The sequence below is a fragment of the Mucilaginibacter sp. SG564 genome, from assembly GCF_013149275.1.
Classification (GTDB): Bacteria; Bacteroidota; Bacteroidia; order Sphingobacteriales; family Sphingobacteriaceae; genus Mucilaginibacter.
The window spans coordinates 409,025-431,495 of record NZ_JABGNA010000002.1 but is presented as its reverse complement, the minus strand read 5'-3'; the positions used below and the strand labels follow the sequence as shown (position 1 = coordinate 431,495).

At 44.6% G+C, this 22,471-nt stretch carries 19 protein-coding genes; 8 read left to right on the top strand and 11 right to left on the bottom strand.

The window, feature by feature from the left end:
* Positions 1-131: 131 nt before the first annotated feature.
* The 6 genes from FHW89_RS06460 to FHW89_RS06435 all read right to left on the bottom strand — a co-directional run bounded on the left by FHW89_RS06460 (position 132) and on the right by FHW89_RS06435 (position 6,766).
* On the bottom strand, positions 132-755 hold the full coding sequence (locus tag FHW89_RS06460) for a response regulator (protein WP_172334200.1): 624 nt from the start codon (positions 753-755) through the stop codon (positions 132-134).
* Positions 748-2,778: a sensor histidine kinase gene (locus tag FHW89_RS06455; protein WP_172334199.1), complete on the bottom strand. Its 2,031-nt coding sequence runs from the start codon at positions 2,776-2,778 to the stop codon at positions 748-750. Before FHW89_RS06455 ends, FHW89_RS06460 begins: the two co-directional genes overlap by 8 nt.
* 171 nt (positions 2,779-2,949) lie before the next feature.
* On the bottom strand, positions 2,950-3,180 hold the full coding sequence (locus tag FHW89_RS06450) for a hypothetical protein (RefSeq protein ID WP_172334198.1): 231 nt from the start codon (positions 3,178-3,180) through the stop codon (positions 2,950-2,952).
* Positions 3,181-3,257: 77 nt separating this feature from the next.
* Positions 3,258-3,635 carry a PleD family two-component system response regulator gene (locus FHW89_RS06445; RefSeq protein WP_172334197.1) on the bottom strand — a complete coding sequence of 126 codons (378 nt, stop codon included), beginning with the start codon at positions 3,633-3,635 and terminating at the stop codon, positions 3,258-3,260.
* A 146-nt stretch (positions 3,636-3,781) separates the two neighbouring features.
* On the bottom strand, positions 3,782-4,411 hold the full coding sequence (locus FHW89_RS06440; RefSeq protein ID WP_172334196.1) for an NAD(P)H-dependent oxidoreductase: 630 nt from the start codon (positions 4,409-4,411) through the stop codon (positions 3,782-3,784).
* Positions 4,412-4,519: 108 nt separating this feature from the next.
* Positions 4,520-6,766, bottom strand: coding sequence for a transglycosylase domain-containing protein (locus FHW89_RS06435; protein WP_172334195.1), 2,247 nt, complete (start codon positions 6,764-6,766; stop codon positions 4,520-4,522).
* Between the two features lie 117 nt (positions 6,767-6,883).
* On the opposite strand from FHW89_RS06435, the gene FHW89_RS06430 reads away from it, so the two are divergent.
* From FHW89_RS06430 to FHW89_RS06420, 3 genes are all read left to right on the top strand, one after another.
* On the top strand, positions 6,884-7,963 hold the full coding sequence (locus tag FHW89_RS06430; protein WP_172334194.1) for an Mrp/NBP35 family ATP-binding protein: 1,080 nt from the start codon (positions 6,884-6,886) through the stop codon (positions 7,961-7,963).
* A 126-nt stretch (positions 7,964-8,089) separates the two neighbouring features.
* Positions 8,090-8,368, top strand: a complete 279-nt coding sequence (locus FHW89_RS06425; protein ID WP_166095485.1) for a NifU family protein — start codon at positions 8,090-8,092, stop codon at positions 8,366-8,368.
* A gap of 60 nt (positions 8,369-8,428) precedes the next feature.
* Entirely contained in the window at positions 8,429-9,118 is a 690-nt protein-coding gene (locus FHW89_RS06420) for a hypothetical protein (RefSeq protein ID WP_253952181.1), read from the top strand.
* Between the two features lie 114 nt (positions 9,119-9,232).
* On the opposite strand, the gene def is transcribed toward FHW89_RS06420, so the two are convergent.
* A complete protein-coding gene (def, locus tag FHW89_RS06415; protein WP_172334193.1) occupies positions 9,233-9,805 on the bottom strand; it encodes a peptide deformylase in 573 nt (190 codons plus the stop codon).
* 23 nt (positions 9,806-9,828) lie between these two features.
* Positions 9,829-11,055: an insulinase family protein gene (locus FHW89_RS06410; RefSeq protein WP_172334444.1), complete on the bottom strand. Its 1,227-nt coding sequence runs from the start codon at positions 11,053-11,055 to the stop codon at positions 9,829-9,831.
* 153 nt (positions 11,056-11,208) lie between these two features.
* Here FHW89_RS06410 and hpt point away from each other — a divergent pair, with 153 nt between their 5' ends.
* Entirely contained in the window at positions 11,209-11,745 is a 537-nt protein-coding gene (hpt, locus tag FHW89_RS06405; RefSeq protein WP_172334192.1) for a hypoxanthine phosphoribosyltransferase, read from the top strand.
* A 123-nt stretch (positions 11,746-11,868) separates the two neighbouring features.
* Here hpt and mfd read toward each other — a convergent pair whose 3' ends face one another.
* On the bottom strand, positions 11,869-15,225 hold the full coding sequence (gene mfd / locus FHW89_RS06400; RefSeq protein WP_172334191.1) for a transcription-repair coupling factor: 3,357 nt from the start codon (positions 15,223-15,225) through the stop codon (positions 11,869-11,871).
* 283 nt (positions 15,226-15,508) lie between these two features.
* Between mfd and FHW89_RS06395 the strand changes: the two genes are divergently transcribed.
* From FHW89_RS06395 to FHW89_RS06385, 3 genes are all read left to right on the top strand, one after another.
* Positions 15,509-15,922 (top strand): DUF4199 domain-containing protein, encoded by a 414-nt coding sequence (locus tag FHW89_RS06395; protein ID WP_172334190.1) that lies wholly within the window; start codon positions 15,509-15,511, stop codon positions 15,920-15,922.
* Entirely contained in the window at positions 15,915-16,223 is a 309-nt protein-coding gene (locus tag FHW89_RS06390) for a DUF2752 domain-containing protein (protein WP_253952180.1), read from the top strand. The genes FHW89_RS06395 and FHW89_RS06390 overlap by 8 nt, the downstream gene beginning before the upstream one ends.
* A 203-nt stretch (positions 16,224-16,426) precedes the next feature.
* Positions 16,427-16,789 carry a TM2 domain-containing protein gene (locus FHW89_RS06385; protein WP_172334189.1) on the top strand — a complete coding sequence of 121 codons (363 nt, stop codon included), beginning with the start codon at positions 16,427-16,429 and terminating at the stop codon, positions 16,787-16,789.
* Positions 16,790-16,917: 128 nt separating this feature from the next.
* On the opposite strand, the gene FHW89_RS06380 is transcribed toward FHW89_RS06385, so the two are convergent.
* Positions 16,918-18,576, bottom strand: a complete 1,659-nt coding sequence (locus tag FHW89_RS06380) for a M28 family metallopeptidase (protein WP_172334188.1) — start codon at positions 18,574-18,576, stop codon at positions 16,918-16,920.
* Positions 18,577-18,709: 133 nt separating this feature from the next.
* Positions 18,710-21,160, bottom strand: a complete 2,451-nt coding sequence (gene ppsA, locus FHW89_RS06375; protein ID WP_172334187.1) for a phosphoenolpyruvate synthase — start codon at positions 21,158-21,160, stop codon at positions 18,710-18,712.
* 305 nt (positions 21,161-21,465) lie between these two features.
* Here ppsA and FHW89_RS06370 point away from each other — a divergent pair, with 305 nt between their 5' ends.
* Entirely contained in the window at positions 21,466-22,356 is an 891-nt protein-coding gene (locus tag FHW89_RS06370; RefSeq protein ID WP_172334186.1) for an AraC family transcriptional regulator, read from the top strand.
* Positions 22,357-22,471: the final 115 nt, after the last annotated feature.

Here is a 22,471-nt window from a genome sequence, read left to right as displayed (position 1 = left end):
GCCTATCAATCGCAGAAAATTGGTGTTTTGCTTTCTACCTGTTTTCAGGTAGAAAGGGGGGTATGCGAGTCATCAATAACGGTGTTCTGTACAGACGCATATTTGCGTCTTTACAATAAAAAGATAATGGCTCAGATCAACCCATTTTCAAGCGCAAGCTTGATGAGCGCAGCCGAATTGCTTACCTCAAACTTCGTCATAATGTTCCGGCGATGGGTTTCGACCGTTAAATGACTCAGGAAAAGCGTATCTGCCATCTGCGCGGTTGTTTTACCTTCGGCAATGAGGGCGAGCACCTCTTTTTCGCGCCGGGTAAGTTTGGGCAGCGAGATTGATCCAGGCGAAGCCAATTCCATTTGTATCTCATCGCCCAGGTAAATATTGTTGGTGTAAACGGCTTGTATTGCTGCCAGAAGCTGTTTCCTGTCGGCGCTTTTTGACAGGTAGCCCGATGCCCCGTTCTGGATCATGCGGGTGATGCCCGATCGTTCGGTATGAGTACTCAGCGCAATTACTTTCACAACCGGGTATTTCTTTTTGATGAGTTTGCACAGCTCGTAACCATTCATCCCCGGCAGATTAATATCCAGGAGGATAACATCGATATTATTGTTTTCCAGAAAGCTTAAAGCATCGGTACCGTTGGTAAAAGCACCCTTGACGGATACATCCTTACTTGTGGCCAACAAGGCCCGCAAGCCCTCCAGCACCATGGGGTGGTCATCTACCAACAACAAGTTTATTGTTTTATCCATTGTTCACTTTCAAATCAATATTCACAGTGGTACCCACTTCTTTTGATGATTGAATGTCCATTGTTCCCTGCAAATATCGGGTACGGTTTTGAACATTAAATAATCCCATGCCGCTTTTATCCATGGTTGTATCCACATCAAAGCCATTGCCGTTATCCTCAACAGTAATGCTAAAATGGTTTTCACTCTGGATACATTGTACCAGGATCTCGGAGGCATTGGCATATTTTAACGCGTTGCCCAATAACTCCTGTATAATGCGGTAAATGGTTAACTGCTCCTGCTGCGACAGGTGTTTACTTAAATTAGTGGCGTAAAAATTAATAACAGTAGCCGGTGTTTGCAGGTTTTCGCACAGATCAGACACCGCCGCTTCCAGGCCAAAACGCAACAGGTTCTCGGGCATGGTATTATGGGCTATGCGGCGGAGTTCTTTAACGGCATCGGCCATTTGCTCAATAATGGGCTGCAAGCCAGGTTGCTGTGTTTGGTTGGCCTGACTTTGCAAGTGTAATTTAATACCCGCCAGCGTGCCGCCCAGGCCGTCATGCAGGTCGCGGGAGAGGCGGGTGCGCTCTTTCTCCTGTCCCTCCAGCATGGCGTTGAATGTTAATAATTGCTGCTCGCTTTCTTTTTGTTTAAGTTGCTGCTGATGCAATATTTCGTTCTGCTCAGCGGCTCGTTTTCTATTTTTGGCGATGGTAAAATAGGTAAGCAGCAGCAATGTCAGGATAATAAGCGCGCCCAGTAAAAGCACCAGGAACAAACGATTTTTGTTAAGACTAAGCTGTTGTTCTTTTGCCTGGTTTTGCAATTTTAAGATGTCCTTTTCTTTTTTAGCCGCCTGATACTTTTCTTCCAGTCCGTTAAATTTTAGTTTCTCGTCGGTTTTGTTGATGCTATCGGCAAGGGCCGAATAGTGTTCCATCCAGTTTAACGCGGCGGTGTTGTTTCCGGTTGCTTTTTCTATCTCGTACAGTATTTTATAAATGCCAATACGATCGAGTTTTATCGTATCTTTCAGTTGCCGGTTGAGGTTATAGATCTGGTAGGCTACGGGTTTGGCAGCAGTGTAATTCTTTTGCGAATACAACACATCATATTTACCAAAAAGGATGTTGATAGAATTATACTGATCGCCAATTTGTTTGGCAACCGCCAGGGCTTCGTTGTAATTAACCAGGGCCTGATCATGCTGTCCTTGTTTTTGATACCAGTTGGCATTGCCGTAATAATACTTAAGCCAGGGGTACGATTTGGGGTAGGCCTGCAGTATCTTCAGCGCCGAATCTAAATAAGGTTTGGCTTCCTTTAATTTACTCTGTTCGGTTAAACAAAGGGCCAGCCTACTATAGTCGATCGCAAAATAGCTTTCCGTTTTTGGGCCCTTATAATCAATCAGTTCTTTTTTATAGTAATATACCGCTTTTTCGTACTGTTTAAAATTCAGGAAAGTGGTAGCCAAAGAGGCATTGGTGAACGCGATATTGCGCTCGTCTTTTGCGGCCTCGTAAAACGGAAGAACTTTTTTGATCAGGATATCGGTTGATTGTACCATGTTGCCCTGATCGTCATATATGGTAGCTATCTGGTTCCATATAGTGCCCAACAGTTCGTTTTTCCGTTTGATGGTATCGCTGATCGGAGTATCCTTTGCAATATTTAATGCCGATAATGCCTGCGGAAATTTACGGAGCGACATATAGGCTGTCCCCTCTTCAAATTTAGCCCAGGCCATGCCATAACCATTCTTTGCCTTAGAAAATATCTGATAGGCCTCTGTAGAATATTTTATAGCCGGCTCATTATGCCCGTCATTCAATCTTAAATAATTATCACTTAGCCGGAGCAGGGTAAAGCCCCTGCTGGTATCTGTTTGTGTTTTTAGCAGGCTGGTTAAACTATCCCGCCGTTTAATAAGAATGGGTACCTGAGCAACAGCATCGTCAGTGCACAAGAAGAGGCTTAATGCAAGCATTAAAAAATTAACGGTAACCGAAAAAGTTGCTTTAGGTGAAAACATGGGTTAATTGTTCTTTAACCAAGATATGCATAATATGTTTAATATATAAACAGGCAGATAGCTTCGTAATGAGCCGTTGTTTTTTGGCAAAAGCTTGTATTATACCGAAAAGGAGAAATATGTAGAGTTTATTCTACATATAATAACCGGGAAGAATAACAAAAACAATAGTTACATCCGGAATCGTAAAGAGATGGACCGTCCCAATGCCTGGGCCAGTTCCGGGTCGATCAACGGGCCCTCGCCTTGTTGTATCCATGCTCCGCGAACGTCTTTCTGAATGATTATTTTTTCGCCGTTTAACAATATTTCAAGCTCTGTAGTTGCCTTGCTGATTGGCGTGGTGTTTATCTGGTAAACGTGATCTGTGTCGTTATAAGTTATGCGTAGTGGCAGGCCCATCTTTTTCTCCTCGGGGGTAAATATACAATTGTTGATGATAAATCTGGTATTTTAAAGAAAACTGGTGTACGGATTGTTCATGCAGCCAGCTGATGGCTCACAATTTCTATCAGGTTATTCATCCCAAAAGGTTTGTGCAGTACACCATCTGGGGCGCCTTCCTGTTTTAAATAGGCTTCGGTATCATCGCTGTCAGTACAAATAATTACGGGGAGTGTTTGGGTTTCTTTGTTCCATTTCAGCAGGCGGCATACATCAATGCCATCTATGCCTGGTAAAACAGCGTCGAGAATAACGAGATCCGGGTGATCTTTACGGATGCTGCCAAATATATGTTCGGCACTATCAAGCGTTACCACATCGTAGCCATTATTGCCCAGTATATATGACATTACTTCGGTCATCAGGCCATTGTGGTCAACAATTAGTATCTTTTTTGCCTTTATCGTTTCCATCTCTGGGTAAATATGCAAAGGCCATGCCACTGATTAACTTGATGTTACGGGGAGGGTGCTAAGAGTCAAGATATTAAGCGCCAGGAATCAAGAAAGGACTGTCCGGTACAGTCTTTAACTCTTGTTTCCTGGCCCTTGCTTCTTAATTAAATGTGGATAAACAATTCTTCTTTTGGACGGCGCACTTTGATCATTTGGCTATAACGATCATCATCGGCGCGGAAACCGACGGCGGCGATAACTGAAGCAGTTAGACCTTTTTCTTTTAATCCCAGTATTTCATCAAATTTTTCGGCATCAAAACCTTCCATTGGTCCGGCATCAATACCTTGATCAGCAGCGGCGCTTAACAATACACCCAATGCAATGTATGCTTGCTTGTGCGACCAGGCTATATTTTGCTCCCTGGTACGGCCGTTCAGTGCTCCTAAAACAACCTGCTCATAACCTTGTAGGGTTTCACGGGCAACATTACGGGTTGAAGCAACGAGGTCGATGAATTTTTTGCCAAAATCATTGTCAAGATTAGTTACCGACGCAAAAACAAACAAGGCAGATGAATCGGTGATTTGCGCCTGATCGTAACCAGCGGCGCGCAGCTTGGCTTTAGTTTCGGCATCCCGAACAACAATTACTTTGTATGATTGCAAACCATATGATGATGGTGCTAATTGCACCGCACTTAACAGGTTATCTAATTGGTCGGCTGTTAGTTTTTTAGCGGGATCGAATTTTTTGATGGCAGAGCGCCATTGTAATTTATCTATGAGTGACATATCTTTTTTTATTTGTTGGAACAAAATTAGATGTTCAAACAGTTAGAATAGTCACCAACGTGTCAATTAGGTGTTTAAACACCTAATTGACACGTTAACCTGATCTGCTTATAAATTGGCCTTCTGCTTCAGCTCATCCTCTTTCTCATCCTGCTCTTTCCTCAGGCGGCGTTTTTCCTGTCTTATATCTTTCCGGGTTTTGCCGGCGGTATCAATATTGTCTATTTTTAGCTTGTACTCTTGCTTAAGGGCTTCAATTTGCTCTTTTAGTTTTTCCTTAGCGGTTTTCTCTTTTTGCTTTTCCTGCTCCTCAGCTTTTTTAGCGGTAGTATCTTTTTTACCGAAGAGACGCTGGAAGAAGTTTGGTTTCTTTACCGGGTCTTCCAGTACAGGCATTACCTCATTGTCATCACTTTGTTTCATCAGGCTGTCGGCAGTGGCGGTATCCACCGGCGCGATGGCCCGGCGCAGGCTTTCGCGCAGACGAACGCCATAAAAGCCATAAGCATTGGTATCGCGGGCCGTATAGCCTTTTTGCGCCATTAATTTACCAATCAGGTTAAAATATCCATGCAAACCAGGACGGAGCGTTCCATCGGGCTGAAAAGCATATAAGCCACCCTTTGGATATGGTACAATGCTGGCCAGATAAATACTTTCGCCCAGGGTAAGTTCTGCCGGTGATTTTCCAAAATAGTAATGTGAGGCCTCAGATATGCCATATATGCCACGGCCCCATTCAATAATATTAAAGTAAACCTCCAACATCCGGTTTTTGGTCATCACCCGGTTATTCTCGATGATCCAAACAATCAGGATCTCTTCAATTTTACGGGCAAGCGTTTTTTCGCGGCTTAAAAAGGCGTTTTTTACCAGCTGCATAGATATACCGCTGCCTCCCCGTTTAAACTTTTTGGTTTTAAAATCGGTCACCAATGATTTGCGCAGAGCTTCTTCAACAAAACCGTGATTGGTGTAAAAGGAAGGATCTTCTGCGGTCATTACTGCATTGCGCAAGTTGGGCGAAATCTGCTCCAGTGGTGTAAACTCCGGATTTTCGGGCCCGATCACATGCGGCGACATGGGCTTGCCTTTTTCATATGGCGTGTATACAAAAGTGCTGTTTAGCTTGGTGAGGTCGGTTTTGCCATACTTCACTATCCTGAAATTATCCTTGCTCAGGCGCGAATCAAATTGCAGATCATCGGGCTTGGATGAATCCATATAAAAGTTAAGCGCGTAGTTGAGCTTGCCCGCAACCTGTATGCCGTCCAAAGCGTCAAACATACCGGATGGGAAAGAGTCGAAGATATCAGGGGCATTTAACCAGCCGGTATTGATCTTGAGCTCATAAATTTTTACCGGGTTCAGCGTGTATTTGATAAAGGGACGAGCTGTAAGCTTTTTGATGTGAATGAGCGATGAACTATCAACAGATACATAATTGCTGCCCACAAACACATTAGCATCAATAGAAGCATCGGAGAAAACAATATTATCTGATGATATGCCCGGGTGATTGATGAGCAGGTTATGTACAGCCCATGAACCATAAATTTTTGTTTCGCCGCCGCTATGCTCCACCTTGGTAAGCTTGGTGCTGATGGTATCGAAATTCAACACCAGCCTGAATTTTTTTTGTATGATGGGCAACTCCACTTTTTTACCATCGGCATACAGTTTTACATCGATGTCTTTATCAGAGGGGTGCATTTTACCGGCTATATGCCAGGTGGCTGTGCCGTTATCCACATCAATGGTTGAGGTAAGGTTTCCGTCTTTGATCAGTGCGGTTTTAGCCAGCAGTTTTAGGCGCGTGCTGTCGTCTCTAAAACTGATTGAAAAATTATTCAGGTGCAGGTTATCCGGGATCTTGTAAAGCACTTCGTTCACCAGGTGATCGGCCAGGTCGGCCAGGTCAACCTTATCATGCGTTGCGGTAGTATCTTTTTTCTTTTTGAACAGGAAGTCGAAGTTTTTAACCCCTTTTACGCTGGTGAGGTTAATAAAGCCGTCCTGCAGGGAAACATCGGCCAGTTTGATATCGCCGACAATAAGCGGCAGCAGCTTAACACTTACCACCAGGCTCTTGATATTCAGTAAACTATCGCGCTGCTCGGGCACTATCGAGATGTCTGAAAATGCTACTGTGCTGGAGCCTGTAAAGTGGGCCGAGCCTATTTTTACATCTAAATTATAATCCCTCCTGGCTTTTGCTTTAGCTTTGCTGATGGCTTTTTGAAGCAAAGCCTCGCGTTTTGAATAGGCAATGTAGCCACCTATTAAAAGGATAAGCAGTAAGGGTATCAGTATAAATGCGGCTATGCGTATGTATTTAGGATTAAGACGCTTCATGTGTAAATTTTTCCAAAACTAAACTAAATCTTATCCCCTGCAAACGGTTGTTTCTGCAAATTGTTTCTTTAACAAACGCAAATCAACGGCCTGTTTTCATAAATTTGCCATAATATTATGATAATTACCAAAGAACAAGTTTTACAAGCCCTGGGCAATGTGGAAGAGCCGGATCTGAAAAAGGACCTGGTTACCTTGAACATGATACAGGATATTCATATAGATGGCAACAACGTTAGCTTTTCGGTGATATTGACCACGCCGGCCTGCCCGCTGAAAGCAATGATAGAAAATGCATGCCGTAACGCTATCAGTCACTTTATAAGCAAAGAGGCTGTGGTGAGCATTAACATGACCTCGAGGGTTACATCGCAAAAAAATACCGGCGTTCCCGGTGTTAAAAATATTATAGCGGTAGCATCTGGCAAAGGAGGTGTTGGTAAATCAACCGTGGCTGCAAACCTGGCATTGGGATTGGCTAAAGCCGGAGCTAAGGTAGGCTTAATCGATGCAGATATTTATGGCCCATCTGTCCCTATTATGTTCGGACTGGAAGGGGCCCGCCCGCAAGCCAGCGAGGTTAATGGCAAAACACGTATTGAGCCGATTGAAAAATATGGTATCAAACTGTTGTCCATCGGCTTTTTTACCGATCCAAATCAGCCCGTACCATGGCGCGGGCCGATGGTATCAACCGCGGTAAAACAACTATTTAATGATGCCGACTGGGGCGAACTGGATTATTTAGTGATAGACCTGCCGCCAGGAACCGGCGATATACATATTACGGTTACACAAACCTTCCCGGTTACAGGAGCGGTAATTGTAACTACGCCGCAAAACGTGGCATTGGCCGACGCTAAAAAGGGGATAGGCATGTTTTTAATGCCGGCCATAAATGTGCCGATACTAGGCGTGGTCGAAAACATGTCGTACTTTACACCTGCCGAATTGCCGGAGAATAAATATTATATTTTTGGTAAGGGTGGCGGGCAAAAACTGGCCGCGCAACTGGATGTACCATTTTTAGGTGAAATTCCGTTAGTAAAGGGTATAAGCGACTCTGGCGATGCGGGCAAGCCAACCATACTGGAAGAAGATGGGGTAATGGCCCAGGCATTTTTAGAGATGGCCCGCCGCGTGGCGCAGCAGGTAGCTATTTCAAACGCGAAAGCTGTTGGTTCATTAGTTCAATAATTCAAGGTTTATTGGTGCCTTGTCATTAATTAGGTAAGATTACATGGTTAAGACCAATGAACTAATAAACTGATGAACAAATAAACAAATTGTTGTAACTTTACTTTATATTATAATTTAGTTAAAATGAGTTTATTAAGTCAAGTAGAGACAGCCTTAGATACCATCCGCCCGTATTTGGAGGCTGATGGCGGGAATGTTTCGATTGAGGAGATCACCCCAGAAGGTGTAGTTAAATTAAAATTGTTAGGTTCATGCGGGTCATGCCCCATGAGCATCATGACGCTTAAAGCTGGCATTGAACAGGCTATTAAAAAAGCTGTTCCGGAAGTGACCGGGATTGAGGCTATCAACCTGACAGACATTGACGACCCTAACGCGGTGCTTCCTGAAAATTTGAGATAATGTTAAGTATTGTTAAAATGCCAGCCTTATTTACGGCATTAACGTACTTTTGTTAAAGTTTTGAAACTTTTTCCGGGCATAGCCTGTAATATATCCGGGGAGGGTGATTGGTATATGAAATATCTGATAGCCATATTATTTTTATTTGCATCAATTGGCGCCTTTGCACAAAAACATGACGACAGGCCCGTTGTGCAGTTTACAGGTGTTGTACATAACGCCGATAGTGCCACTGTGATCGTTCCTTATGTTACCATTACTAATACTTCGGCGCATAATTCGGCAGGGCAATCAAACTATAAAGGTTACTTTTCATTTGTAGTTCACGAGCAGGATACCCTGCGCTTTACCTGCGTTGGATACGGACCTGTAACGGTTGTTATACCTTCCAATGTGCCTAATAAAAGCTATACCCTGCAAGTTAACCTGAAAGCACAGATCATTAATCTGCCTACGTTCCATGTGTTCCCATGGGCTACTACAGATGAGTTTAAGAAAGACTTTTTAGCTGTAAAACTGGCCGATGATGACCTGGAGATAGCGCGTAAAAATATTAACCGTACCACCTTAGTTGCTTTAGGAAACGTATTGCCCCGTGATGCCCAGGAAATACAATCCGCCACGGCCCAAAGCATGCATAACACCATCCTGAATTCGCATTCACTAACACCAAACCCATTACTTAATCCGTTTGCCTGGGGAAGCCTGGTTAAACAGATAACCGATGCGGATAATAAGAGCAGTAATTAATTCTGAAGCTCAGAGTTTGAAGTCATAAATATTTTTATAGGCAAAGTCTTTATAGGCTCGGAAACATATCCGTTTCTTGACTTAGAATAAAAGACCCCAGACTTACGATTTAAACTATCGTCCCTTTTTAACAGCAGGGAATTTCATTTTGTAGTCAACGTCAACCATGCCTTTTGAAATATCGTTCAGTTTTTTCTCGATGAGACGTTTGCGCAGCGGACTTAGCTTGTCGGTAAACAATTTACCTTCAATATGGTCATACTCATGCTGTATCACGCGCGCAGCAAGACCTTTGAAGCTTTCTTCGTGATGCTTCCATTCTTCGTCATAATAAGATAGTTTTACAACGGGTTTGCGGTATACATCCTCCCTGATATCGGGTATGCTCAGGCAGCCCTCATTAAAGCCCCATTCTTCGCCGGTTTCTTCTAATATGGTAGCGTTGATGAATACTTTTTTAAAGTCTTTCAAATCAGGCTCATCATCGCTAAAAACAGAAGCGTCAACCACAAATAATCGCATAGACATGCCCACTTGAGGGGCTGCTAAGCCAACACCGTGCGCGGCGTACATGGTTTCAAACATGTTTTCAACCAATTCTTTGATATGAGGGTACTCGTCTGGTTCAATGGCTGTTGCTTTTTTCCTTAAAACAGGATCTCCGTAGGCGATGATAGGATACTTCATTTTATAAAAATACAGGATTATTCTTATTTAGGTTCAAATTTCAGTGTAATTAGCTTGTCAATATCAAAAATTTCGTTGCTTATTTCTAATAATTGATCGGCTGTAACGGCATTTATTTTGGCAAAAACATCTTCCAGTGTATCAATATGATTAAAATCGAGCAAACTTTTTGCCATTGATATAATCAGGCTCATGCGGTTTTCCTCGGCCAGGGCAATCTGCCCTATAAATTTTTCTTTGGCCTGGTGCAGCTGCAGTGTACCTAGCTTTTGCTCTCGCAGTTTTTTTAATTCTTTGTGTACCAGGCGCGATGCTTTGTCGGCTTTCTCGGCATCGGTGCCAAAATAAATAGAAAAAATACCGGTGTCGGTAAGCGTAGTATAGTTCGACTCAATAGTGTAGGCAATACCATACTTTTCGCGGATCTCCAGGTTCAACCGGCTGCTCATACCCATGCCTCCCAGCAAGTTATTAAGCAGTAATAAACCACTTTTGTGCTGATGTGAGGAGGAATAGGCCTGGTTACCAATAATACAATGCGTTTGCGATATCGGTTTTTTAACAATATGAATGCCATTTTGATTGGCCTGCGGAACTATCCTGTTTTTTTGAGGATGATGCGCAGGGATAGCCCCGAAGTATTTTTCGGATAACTTGATGATCTTTTTAAAATCATAATTGCCATGAACGGCAAATATCATTTCGGAGGTGCTGTAATTGGCCCGGATAAAGGCCCGGATATCATCGCCGTTCATCCGCCCAACAGATTCGGTTGTACCTAAAATGTTGTTGCCGAGGGTGTGGCCTTTAAAAAGGAGTTCTTCAAAATCGTCCTGTATGGCTTCTTCCGGCTGATCGAGGTAGGAGGCTATCTCATCCAAGATCACACCTTTTTCTTTTTCCTGCTCATCCTCTGGAAAGGTGGAGTGGAACAGGATATCCTCAAACAGGTCCATCGAGCGCTCCAGATGCTGGTTAAGCAACGACGCGTGTATACAGGTGTACTCTTTGGTGGTATAGGCATTCAGATCGGCTCCCACCAGTTCCAGGCGGTTTAAAATTTGATTGGTATTGCGCCTTTCGGTTTCTTTAAACAGCAGGTGTTCAATGAAATGCGCGAGGCCCTCCTGTTGCGGAGCCTCATCGCGCGAGCCGGCATTTATAATAAAACAGCAATGGGTTATGGCAAAGGGGGCATGTTTATATAATATGCGGATGCCATTGGGTAAAGTGTATGCCTGGTAGTCGATCATGGATGGTAAAGATACATTATATGCGGTATAATTATTTTGATGCTATTGTAAGCGATTTATACTATTTTAGGGCAAAAATCGTAATGCGTATGTACCTGCTCAGCATACCATAGTTAGAAATGCCCCAAACATTAAAGTAATCCCCCTCGTATGAAAATTAAAATTGCCGATCTCGAATTTGAACCCCTCATTAGCGAAAAAGTAATAGTTGAACGCACTAAAGCCATTGGTCAGCAATTAAATGCCGATTATCAGAACAGTATCCCGGTATTTGTTGGCGTACTGAACGGCAGTTTTTTATTTATAGCCGACCTGATCAAAGAAATTGATCGCCCATGCGAAATTGCCTTTACTAAACTGGCCTCGTACTATGGTGGCACTACCAGCAAGCTGAAGATCCGCGATGATATTGATTTGATCATGGATATTAAAGACCGTGATGTAGTAATTATTGAGGATATTGTGGATACCGGCAATACTCTGCATTACCTCATTGATAAACTAAAAAAACGTAACCCTGCATCCATAGCTGTATGCTCTTTATTACTAAAGCCGGAGGCATTACTTAGCCCTATTGAGGAGCTGAAATATGTAGGTTTTGAGATCGAGAATGAGTTTGTTGTAGGTTATGGCCTGGATTACCAGGAAATGGGTAGAAATTTGAGAGATATTTATAAGAAAATATAGCCCCAACGTCATTGCGAGGTACGAAGCAATCCCTAACGTTACAGAGCGACTTTGCATATTTGCCCTGCTAATCGGGGATTGCCACGCTGCGCTCGCAATGGCGATTGTTATAGAAATGGGTGCCTAATCAACCCCAACCATGCCCGCAATCTCACTCAGGAACAACAGGGCCTGATCAATACTGTTTACACCTTCAATGCTGAGGCGCAGGGTGTTTTTTACTTCTTTGAGGTTGGTACGACGCATGTTTGATTGCACAAAAGTGAGCACATTGCGGAAGGCGTCTGTCTCGAAATATGCCGATTGCTGGTCGCTGATAAAATAGCCCCGCAATACATTCTTTTTAAGCGAGATCTTTTCAAAGCCGATGGCTTTGCCCAGCCATTGCATGCGCATGGTGTTCAGCAGATCATGAACCTGTGGTGGTACCTTACCAAAACGGTCATGCAGTTGCTGTTGAAAAGCGGCCAATTCCACCTCGTTTTCCAGCTTGGATAGTTCGGTATACAGGTTATAACGCTCCGATATATTGGTCACGTACTCATCGGGGATCAGGATCTCCAGGTCGGTATCAATTTGGGTAAAGGAAATAAACGGACGTGGTTTTTCATCGGGGAAAACGCCTTTGAACTCATCGTCTTTTAACTCCTGTATGGCTTCGTCCAATATTTTGTGATACATGTCAAACCCGATCTCGGCAATAAAGCCGCTTTGCTCGGCGCCCAGCAGGTTGCCGCTGCCCCGGATGTCCAGATCGCGCATGGCCACGTTAAAACCACTGCCCAGGTCACTGAACTCTTCAATCGCACTCAGGCGTTTGCGGGCTTCGCTGGTTAAGGTAGACAATGGCGGACTTAACAAATAGCAATACGCCTTTTTATTGCTCCGCCCTACACGGCCACGCATCTGGTGCAGATCGCTCAGGCCAAACATGTGAGCGTAATTGATGATGATGGTATTGGCATTCGGGATATCCAAACCGGCTTCAATAATGGTAGTGGCCACCAATACATCATACTCGTGGTTCACAAATTTCAGCATCACATCTTCCAGCGCGTCACCTTCTAACTGTCCGTGGGCAATACCCACACGGGCCTTAGGCACCAGCTTGTGGATCATACCACCCAGTTGCGGGAGATCGGCCACGCGATTATGGATAAAGAATACCTGTCCGCCACGTTCCAGCTCAAACTCTACCGCTTCTTTGATCAGCGTATCGTTAAACACATGCAACTCTGTAACTACGGGCTGCCTGTTGGGCGGTGGTGTGGAGATGATGGAAAGATCACGTGCCCCCATCAACGAGAAATGAAGCGTACGCGGAATAGGCGTGGCGGTAAGCGTTAACGTATCCACGTTGGCACGCATTTGTTTCAGTTTTTCTTTGGTTGATACGCCGAATTTTTGCTCCTCGTCGATGATCATCAGCCCCAGGTCCTTAAATTTCACATCCTTGCTCACCAGCCGATGTGTACCGATGATGATATCCACCTTGCCTTCTTTCAGCTTCTCTAAAGTATCCTTGATCTGCCGGCTGGTTTTAAACCGGTTGATATAATCAATATTAGCCGGGAAGCCTTTGAGCCTGTCTGTAAATGTTTTGTAGTGCTGTGCCGCTAAAATGGTGGTTGGTACCAATATAGCCACCTGTTTGCTATCGGCTACGGCCTTAAATGCCGCGCGAACGGCAACCTCGGTTTTGCCAAAGCCTACATCTCCGCAAATGAGACGGTCCATCGGGTGCGGCGATTCCATGTCCTTTTTAAAGTCGGCGGTGGCTTTTTCCTGGTCTGGCGTATCCTCGTAAAGGAAGGAGGCTTCCAACTCGGTTTGCAGGTAACTATCGGGCGAAAAGGCATTACCCTGCTGGGCCTTACGCAGAGCGTAAAGCTTGATCAGATCGCGGGCTATGTCCTTAACTTTTTTTTTTGTTGTTTTCTTCAAACGCTCCCAGGTATCGGTGCCCAGCTTGTTCATCTTAGGCACCATGCCCTCTTTACCGCTGTATTTAGATATGCGGTTAAGCGAGTTGATGTTTACATACAGCAGATCATTATCGGCATAAATCAGGCGGATCATCTCTTGCTGTTTGCCGTTAACCTCCACCTTTTCCAGGCCTGCGTATTTGCCTATACCGTGGTCAATATGGGTAACGTAGTCGCCGGGTTTCAGGTCGCGCAGTTCTTTCAATGTGATCGCCTGCGAGCGCTGGTAACCTTTTTTGAGCTTGTATTTATAGTAGCGGTCAAATATCTGGTGATCGGTATAGCAGGCCAGTTTTTGTTCATGGTCTACAAAACCTTCACGGATAGAAACGCTGATGGGGGTGAACTTTACGGTTTTATCCAGATCATCCAGAATTGCATATAAACGCTCTACCTGCCGGGCCGAGTCGGTGAGGATAAAATTCTCGATCTTATCGGCCTCGTTGTTTTTAAAATTGTGAATCAGCAGCGTAAAATCCTTATTGAAAGATGGCTGCGGCCGCATATCAAAATTGATAGACGTCGTAGGCTGATAGAAAAACTGTTTGCCAAATTCTACCACAGGGAAATCAAATAGCTGATCGGCTATCAGTTTCTCGTCGGTGAAACCAAATTTAGGGTCTATCCATTCGGGGTTCTGCGTTTTTTCTTCAGCAGATAGGGCCTTCCATAGGTTTACCGCCTTTTTAAAGCCGGTTTGGATAATGTCAAGCGTAAACTGTACGTCTTTGATCCATACCTGGGTGCCGGGTTCCACATATTCCAGCAGGGAAATATTGCTTTCGGTTAAAAACTTGGATTGTACATTGGGTACAATGGTGATGCTTTTAACCTGCTCAACAGACAACTGGCTTTCAATCTCGAATGTACGGATCGACTCAATAAAATCGCCAAAGAACTCTACCCGGTAAGGGAGGTTATGCGAAAACGAGAAGATATCAACAATACCCCCGCGAACAGAGAATTGCCCGGGCTCGTACACAAAATCAACCCGGTCAAAATCATACTCAATTAAAAACTCGTTAATAAACTCAATGCTCAGCTTGCTGCCAACGGCTATTTCGAGCGTGTTTTTTTCGAGCGATGAGCGGTCGATTACTTTTTCGGCAAGGGCCTCGGGGTAGGTTACGATCAATTGACCAAACTCGGTAGAGTGGTTAAGCTCATTCAGTACCTCGGCGCGTGCCAGTACATTGCTGCTATCGGGTTGGGTAAATTCAAAGGGCTTGCGGTAGGAGGAAGGGAAAAGCAGAGCTTCCTTACCGGTAAGGTTTTCCAGGTCGGCCTGAAAATAACCGGCTTCTTCCCGATCGGGCAGTACAAATACCATGTGTTTGTGCTGCAAAAAATACAAAGCTACCGCCATGGCCGAATCACTTGATCCGACTAAACCACGTAGCTGTATCCTTGGATTTTTGGAAGCGTTTAGCGCAGTTGCCAACGCTTTTATCCTGTCATCAGCTTTATATCTGTCTAAAATATCACGGATGTTCAAAACTGCGCAAATATACGGAAAAAGATGATAGGACTTTTGGGGACTATTGGATTTTAGGAATAGGAGACTTTTAGCGTATATGACTTTGGAATTATAAGGTTTTGGGGATTACAGTTCAATCATACTAAGGTCCAACGATCCAATCATATCACAGTCCATAGTCCTTACTCCAAAAAACTTTGTTCCAAAATGAAACAATCTCTATGAATTATTACTTTTTAATAGTAAATTGAATAAACTTATCATTATAACCTACCTATTGTTTTAACCTAATTTTATAACCATGAAGAATGCAATTATTTGGGGTATTGTCATTGGCGTATTAAGTGGAGCTTGGATGTTTGTGATGCACGGTTCGGGCATCTCACCAACCGACGAAAAGGTGGCCACACTGGAGTACTTTTCATTTCTGATTCCGGCCCTTGGGTTACTTATAGGGATCTACAACTATCGTAAAAACGACTGTAAAGGACAGATGGGCTTTTTGGAAGCCTTGATACAAAGTTTTAAAATATTAATTGCAGGAGGTATTGTAACCATTTTTGCCACCATATTATATTTTAGCTATGCGCATGTATCTATGAGCAACGTAATGGAGGCCTCGTCGGGCCGCATATTCGGGGCTTTGTTGGTGGGCGTATTACTGGCCTTTGCCGTATCTTTGTTGTATCATAACAAAGCGAACAAGGTTGATTAAAAGGCTCTTTTCAAAATATTTTGAACTGTTTTTCTGGGTAGCGGCTATGCTTGCCCTGGCTTTTAGTACGCCGGGCGCTGAATCGCATTTTACACTGTGCCCCTTAAAACTGATGGGCTTTAAATGGTGCCCTGGCTGCGGACTGGGACATTCCATCATTTACTTGTTCCACGGCGATATCCCCAATTCCTTTCACGCCCATTGGCTGGGCATCCCTGCCGTGGTCGTTATTTTTCACCGGATTTATGTTTTGAGCGTAACTCGTGTTACGCGGTTCGGGGAGCGGGATTCGGGTTTTTAAGAAGGAGTAGCATAAAAACATCGTACAACGCATAAGTCCTGAACCTCGATCCTCGCTCCATGATCCCGGCTCTATATTTTCACCGCCAAAACTTCCCCGCTCACCGACATGTTCCTGCTGCTAACCAGTTTTCCATAGGCTCGTTTTGCTTATCGTAATACCTTTATATCATCAAACAAACGATAACCTTAAACGCTACGAAAATGAACACTTACCCAAATCCATATATGATGTTTGAAGGTATTACTCCCGAAGAGTTTTCCTTTTTACAACAGGCATTAGCCTCATTAACCGAAGATCAGCAACGGTATTTTATAGGTATTTACGGCAACAAAAGAAGAAACCCACAGGATATTCTGCTGGCCACGCTGCTTGGATTCCTTGGCGTATCAGGCGTGCAGCGCTTTATGACCGACCAGATAGGCATGGGCCTGGTTTACTTTTTTACCGGTGGCTTTTGCCTTATCGGTACTGTTGTAGACCTGATCAACTATAAAAACATAGCCACCGATTACAACAAACAAATGGCTATCGAAAGCTTCAATATTGCTAAAATGAGCAACTAAACAAGCCCTTGGGGGATGATAGTTTCACTATATATATATATCAAAAAAAATCCACCTTCTGTTACGGGGTGGATTTTTTGTTTGTTCATTGGTTAATTGACCATAGTCGATAGTCCATGGACCATGGTCTATCGACCATTGACTGCCTTATCTCTCACAGCCTTAAATTCCGAATGCGGTTTCCAGCCGGGAAAGGTGGTTTCGTTACTGAGTTTGGTGCCTATACGGTAAAGGATATCAGCAATCTGGGCCATGCCGGTAGCGTCCATATCGGCACTGTAATTATCAGCCGGTTGGTGATAGCGCTGCGAGTTATATTCCTTTTGCTTGTCTTCGCCGTAAGTAGCTCCCTGTGTTTTGCTGATGCTGCCATTGTTAATATCCAGTGCCGGAACACCCAGTTTGGCAAAATTAAAATGATCAGACCGGTAATAGCTGCCCGCGCCCGGGTGACGGTCGCCTACGGTGGTGAGGCCATCCTCTTTGGCTATATCGGCCACATAATCTTCCAGATCGTTTTGACCCTTGCCGGTGATAGCGATGTCTTTGGTTTCGCCATAGCTGCCCAGGGCGTCCATGTTCAGATCGGCAATGGTTTTGTTGAGCGGATAAACGGGATGAGTGGCATAATACTCCGAGCCCAGTAAACCCTGTTCTTCGGCAGTTACCGCTAAAAATACAATGGAGCGTTTGGGTTTTTCTTTGGCCTGTTGAAATGCTTTGGCTACGCTGATGATAGCGGCTACACCACTGGCATTGTCAACAGCGCCGTTATAAATGCTGTCGCCTTTGGCATCGGGTTTGCCAATGCCCAGGTGATCCCAGTGAGCGGTATACAAAATATACTCACCTGGCGATGTACTGCCTTTGATGGTGCCAATAACATTATGCGAGGTTGAATATTTAAGCTTATTGTTGATAGTTAAAGAAACTGAGCGGTTAAGCGGAACAGCCTTAAAGCTTTTGCTGCGGGCAATAGCGCGCAGATCGCCGGTGATACCGGCATCAGCAAATAGTTTTTTAGCGGCGTCTTCCGTGATCCAGCCTTCCACCTTGCAGCGGGACATATGTTTGTCTGCCTGGGTAAGGTAAAGTTTAGCGCCCGAATTACTGTTGGATACCACTTCCCAGCCATAACTGGCAGGCTCGGTTTGGTGCACAATGATCACGCCGGCGGCACCCTGGCGGGCGGCTTCTTCAAATTTGTAGGTCCAGCGGCCGTAATAGGTCATAGTATCGCCTTTAAATATGGTAGGATCGCCGCTTTTAAAGCCGGGATCATTCACCAGCACAACTACGGTTTTGCCTTTTACATCCAGCCCGGCATAATCATTCCAGTGAAACTCGGGGGCGACAATACCGTAGCCGGCGAAAACAAGCGGCGAGTTTTTAAGTTGTACCGAATCAACCTCGCGGCGGCTAAAGGTTACAAAATCCGTGAGTTTATGCAGGCTCATTGGCGATTTAGCACCGCTGATCTCCATGGTTTCGGATGGTTGGCTGGTGATCTCCACCATGGGCACATCCTGTAAATAACCACCGTTATTGCCGGGTTCTAATCCGGCTTTTTTAAATTCCGATGAGATATAAGCTATGGCTTTGTTTTCACCGGGAGTAAAAGGCTTGCGCCCTAACAGTGAATCATTGGCCAGCACCGCGATGTGCGATTTGATCTCGTCGGGAGTTATGGCTTTGAGGGATTCCTGATCTTCCTTTTTATTTTGACTGCAGGCAGCAATCAATATGCTGCCGCTTAACCCCAGCAGGTAATGGTATTTGTTCTTCATATGTGTAAACGTGTTTATCCCAAATGTAGTTAAAGGAAATGCTTAGTGCAAGCAAAGACATACTCTGATAATAACAAAAAGCGGCTTCTTCAGGGCCGCTTTTATTGTTATTTGTCGGTACTATATAAAAATGTCAGGCAATCTGCTTTACTTGATAGGTAGCCTGGTCTTCTATTTTCTTGATCGCCTCAACGGTTTTCAGAAACGAATCGGGAGTTATGGAGATACTGTCGATGCCTTCTTCCACCAAAAACTGGGCAAAGTCGGGATAATCTGATGGTCCCTGGCCGCAGATACCCACCTTAATGCCGGCCTTTTTCGCTGCCCTGATCAATTGTGAGATCATCATTTTTACCGCTTCATTGCGTTCGTTATAGATCTCCGCTACCAGAGCCGAGTCACGGTCGAGCCCAAGCACCAGTTGGGTGAGGTCGTTTGATCCGATAGAGAACCCGTCAATATACCGGGCAAACTGATCGGCCAGGATCACGTTGGATGGAACTTCAGCCATCAGGTATACTTCCAAGCCGTTTTCGCCGCGAACCAGGCCATATTCCTTCATGGTTTCGTAAACCCGCAGCAACTCGTTGATGGTGCGACAAAAAGGGATCATGACCACCACATTTTTGAGTCCCATGGTTTCGCGCACTTTTTTGATGGCGCGGCATTCCATACCAAATGCTTCCTTATAAGCAGCAGAGTAATAGCGGGAAGCTCCCCGCCAGCCAATCATTGGGTTTTCCTCAGATGGTTCAAAATAACTGCCGCCGGGCATGCTGGCATACTCGTTGGTTTTAAAATCAGAGAACCGTACAATCACTTTATGCGGATAAAAAGCCGAAGCTATTTTACCAATCCCGAAGGAGAGCTTGTCTATAAAATAAGTTTGCTCATCGGCATAACCCTTAATGGTATCTTCAATCAGCGCGGTAAGGGCCTCGTCTTTCAGCTCCCGGTGTTGTAGCAAGGCCTGCGGGTGTATTTTAATATAATTGCTGATGATAAACTCCTCGCGCGCCAGGCCAACACCACGATGCGGATAACCGGCCAGCTTAAATGCGATATCTGGCGAGGCCACATTCATCATGATGGGGGTATCAACAGATGGGAGCGTACTCAGATCATACTCCTGTATTTTAAACGGAATATCTCCGGCATAGATGTAGCCGTTTTCGCCCTCGGCGCAGGATACGGTTACCTGCATACCTGTGCTCAATAATTCGGTAGCATTGCCACAGCCCACAATGGCCGGTACGCCCAACTCGCGTGCCACAATAGCGGCATGACAGGTACGCCCGCCTTTATTGGTGACTATAGCCGCCGCCTTTTTCATCAAGGGTTCCCAGTCGGGGTCGGTCATGCCGGTTACCAATACATCGCCTGGCTTAAAGTTTAGTTGCGCCAGGGAAACGGTATCTACGTTGTCCAATAAGTGTACCTTTCCGGATGCTATCTTGTCGCCAACGGCAATACCCTGTAATAGCAATTGCGTGCTCTTGGCTTTGACATCCATGGTAAATACCTGCAGGGTTTGCTGCGCTTTGCGTGAGTGAATGGTTTCGGGCCGGGCCTGTACAATGTAAAGCTGTCTGGTTTCGCCATCAACTGCCCATTCCACATCCATGGGGCACCAGCGGCCTTTAAGCGCGGTGTAGTAATTTTCGATGGCAACCACCCAACTGGCCAGTTGCAGGGCCATATCATCAGTTAGGCAAAAATGTGCCTTTTCGGGTTCGGTAGTAGGCACTACTTTTACACGCGGCTCATTAGCTTCGCCATAAACCATCTTACTATCCTTAGTGCCTAATTTTTTTTCGATTAAAGGGCGCAGACCCGGTTTGCCCAGCAACGGTTTAAATATGGTAAACTCATCGGGCTTTACGGCTCCCTGAACAACCATTTCGCCCAGGCCGAAGGCGCCGTTGATCACCACCACGTCTTTAAATCCACTCTCTGTATCAAGCGAAAAAGCTACGCCGGAGGCGCCGATATCCGAACGCACCATTTTTTGTACACAAACCGAAAGCCCGATACGGAAATGATCGTACCCAAAGCTTTTGCGGTAACTAATAGCCCGATCGGTAAACAGCGATGCAAAACAATCACGTATGGCATTCAGCAGATCATCGGTGCCGGTTATATTTAAATAAGTATCCTGTTGTCCGGCGAAAGAAGCATCGGGCAGATCTTCGGCAGTTGCAGATGATCGGACGGCCACATCAACATCTGTTTTATCATAGTAGGCGCATAAGGCGGTATAAGCACCGGCAATTTGCGTTTTGATATCTTCAGGAAATTTTCCATCGCGGATAAGTCCGCGGATGGTGCCACCGCATCTTTTAAGTTGTTCCAGATCATCCACATTGGTTTGGGCGATGATGGTGCTGATAAACACATCGAGCTTATTGTATTTTATGAAGCTATAGTAAGCATCGGCAACCACAATAAACCCAAAGGGAATGTCGATACCCAATAGTTTCAAATTTTGAAGCATTTCGCCAAGCGACGCATTTTTGCCGCCTACGCGGTCGATATCATTAATGCCAGCCTCGTTGAGTTGCAAAATATAGTTTGTTGTTTCCATCGCTGAATAATTTTGAATTAGTGGGTTAGTGAATTAGTGATTTTTTACATGCCTGGCGTGTCTTAAAAAATCGGGACTAATTCATTTGCATTTTTTTCTACAAAACTATCGGATAGCTCATTTGGAAACAGGATGTTCTACACAATAAATGATACTATATTAACCAATTATGCCTATTTTTAACATAAAAAAGTGTAAATGATATAGTTTATATAATAAAGTAAGGATTTATGTAGCAGGAACAAGGATCTTCGGAGGCGATAAAAAATTACTAATTCACTAACCCACTAATTCAGTAATTACCAATGCGCGCGCGGTTAAAAAAGTTGAGTACACCGGCTAATCAGTCGTTTAGTTTGGAGCTTACGGGGCATTATCACTCTTATAATGAACTGCATTATCACCCCGAAATTGAGCTCATTTATATTATCGAAGGGCATGGGGTACTGCTGGTAGGTGATAAAATAGAACCGGTTGCCGCCGGAGATTTGCTGATGCTGGGCGGAAATCTGCCGCATTTATTCCGGTTTGATACCCATACTTTTGAATATCCTTTGCAGAAACAAGGCCGGATAAAATTGCCTGTACAATTGCTTACCCTACATTTTAACCCCGAGATATTCGGCGCGCAGTTTATCAGCCTGCCCGAAAACGAATACCTGCGCACGGTGATACACCGGTCCGGAAACGTGCTCGCGTTTCAGGGTAGTTTGCGTACGCGATTGAAAGTTTTGCTAAACCAGTTACTTAATGCCACAGCCAGCGAGCGGATTCCCTTACTAATGCAATTACTGGCGCCGATTGCCAGCGAAAAAGAATACCGCCCTATAAACCCCCAGATACAACAGCATACCTTTAACGCGGGTGATGAAACCAGGCTCACCAAAATTTATCTGTACACGCTGAATAATTTTCACCGGGTGATCACCCTAAAAGAGATATCGGCTGTTATTTACATGAGCCCGAATGCTTTTTGCCGGTATTTTAAATCGCGGGTGCAGAAAAGCTATTTTGATTTTTTACTGGAAGTGCGCATTAATAATGCCTGCAAACTACTGAAAGAGACGGACTATAGCATGGTGATCATCAGTTACGAATCGGGTTTCTCCAACCTTTCCAATTTTAACCGGCATTTTAAAGCGATTACCGGGAAGAAGCCTTTGGCGGTTAGGAAGGAGTTTCGGCAGTATTTGTAGAAGGGGGCGAGTTTAATTAACAACGTCATTGCGAGCGTGGCAATCACTAACTATACAGAGCGGCTCTGCAAATAGGGGATTGCCACGCTACGCTCGCAATGACGCGTGGAGTATG

Bases quoted from the DNA above. Each gene is read 5' to 3' on its own strand.
- def (WP_172334193.1), bottom strand. From the start codon at position 9,805: ATGAAGTATCCTATCATCGCCTACGGAGATCCTGTTTTAAGGAAAAAA.
- FHW89_RS06430 (WP_172334194.1), top strand. From the start codon at position 6,884: ATGATAATTACCAAAGAACAAGTTTTACAAGCCCTGGGCAATGTGGAA.
- FHW89_RS06370 (WP_172334186.1), top strand. From the start codon at position 21,466: ATGCGCGCGCGGTTAAAAAAGTTGAGTACACCGGCTAATCAGTCGTTT.
- FHW89_RS06385 (WP_172334189.1), top strand. From the start codon at position 16,427: ATGAACACTTACCCAAATCCATATATGATGTTTGAAGGTATTACTCCC.
- FHW89_RS06460 (WP_172334200.1), bottom strand. From the start codon at position 755: ATGGATAAAACAATAAACTTGTTGTTGGTAGATGACCACCCCATGGTG.
- ppsA (WP_172334187.1), bottom strand. From the start codon at position 21,160: ATGGAAACAACAAACTATATTTTGCAACTCAACGAGGCTGGCATTAAT.
- FHW89_RS06440 (WP_172334196.1), bottom strand. From the start codon at position 4,411: ATGTCACTCATAGATAAATTACAATGGCGCTCTGCCATCAAAAAATTC.
- FHW89_RS06445 (WP_172334197.1), bottom strand. From the start codon at position 3,635: ATGGAAACGATAAAGGCAAAAAAGATACTAATTGTTGACCACAATGGC.
- FHW89_RS06425 (WP_166095485.1), top strand. From the start codon at position 8,090: ATGAGTTTATTAAGTCAAGTAGAGACAGCCTTAGATACCATCCGCCCG.
- FHW89_RS06435 (WP_172334195.1), bottom strand. From the start codon at position 6,766: ATGAAGCGTCTTAATCCTAAATACATACGCATAGCCGCATTTATACTG.
- FHW89_RS06380 (WP_172334188.1), bottom strand. From the start codon at position 18,576: ATGAAGAACAAATACCATTACCTGCTGGGGTTAAGCGGCAGCATATTG.
- FHW89_RS06395 (WP_172334190.1), top strand. From the start codon at position 15,509: ATGAAGAATGCAATTATTTGGGGTATTGTCATTGGCGTATTAAGTGGA.
- FHW89_RS06450 (WP_172334198.1), bottom strand. From the start codon at position 3,180: ATGGGCCTGCCACTACGCATAACTTATAACGACACAGATCACGTTTAC.
- hpt (WP_172334192.1), top strand. From the start codon at position 11,209: ATGAAAATTAAAATTGCCGATCTCGAATTTGAACCCCTCATTAGCGAA.
- FHW89_RS06455 (WP_172334199.1), bottom strand. From the start codon at position 2,778: ATGTTTTCACCTAAAGCAACTTTTTCGGTTACCGTTAATTTTTTAATG.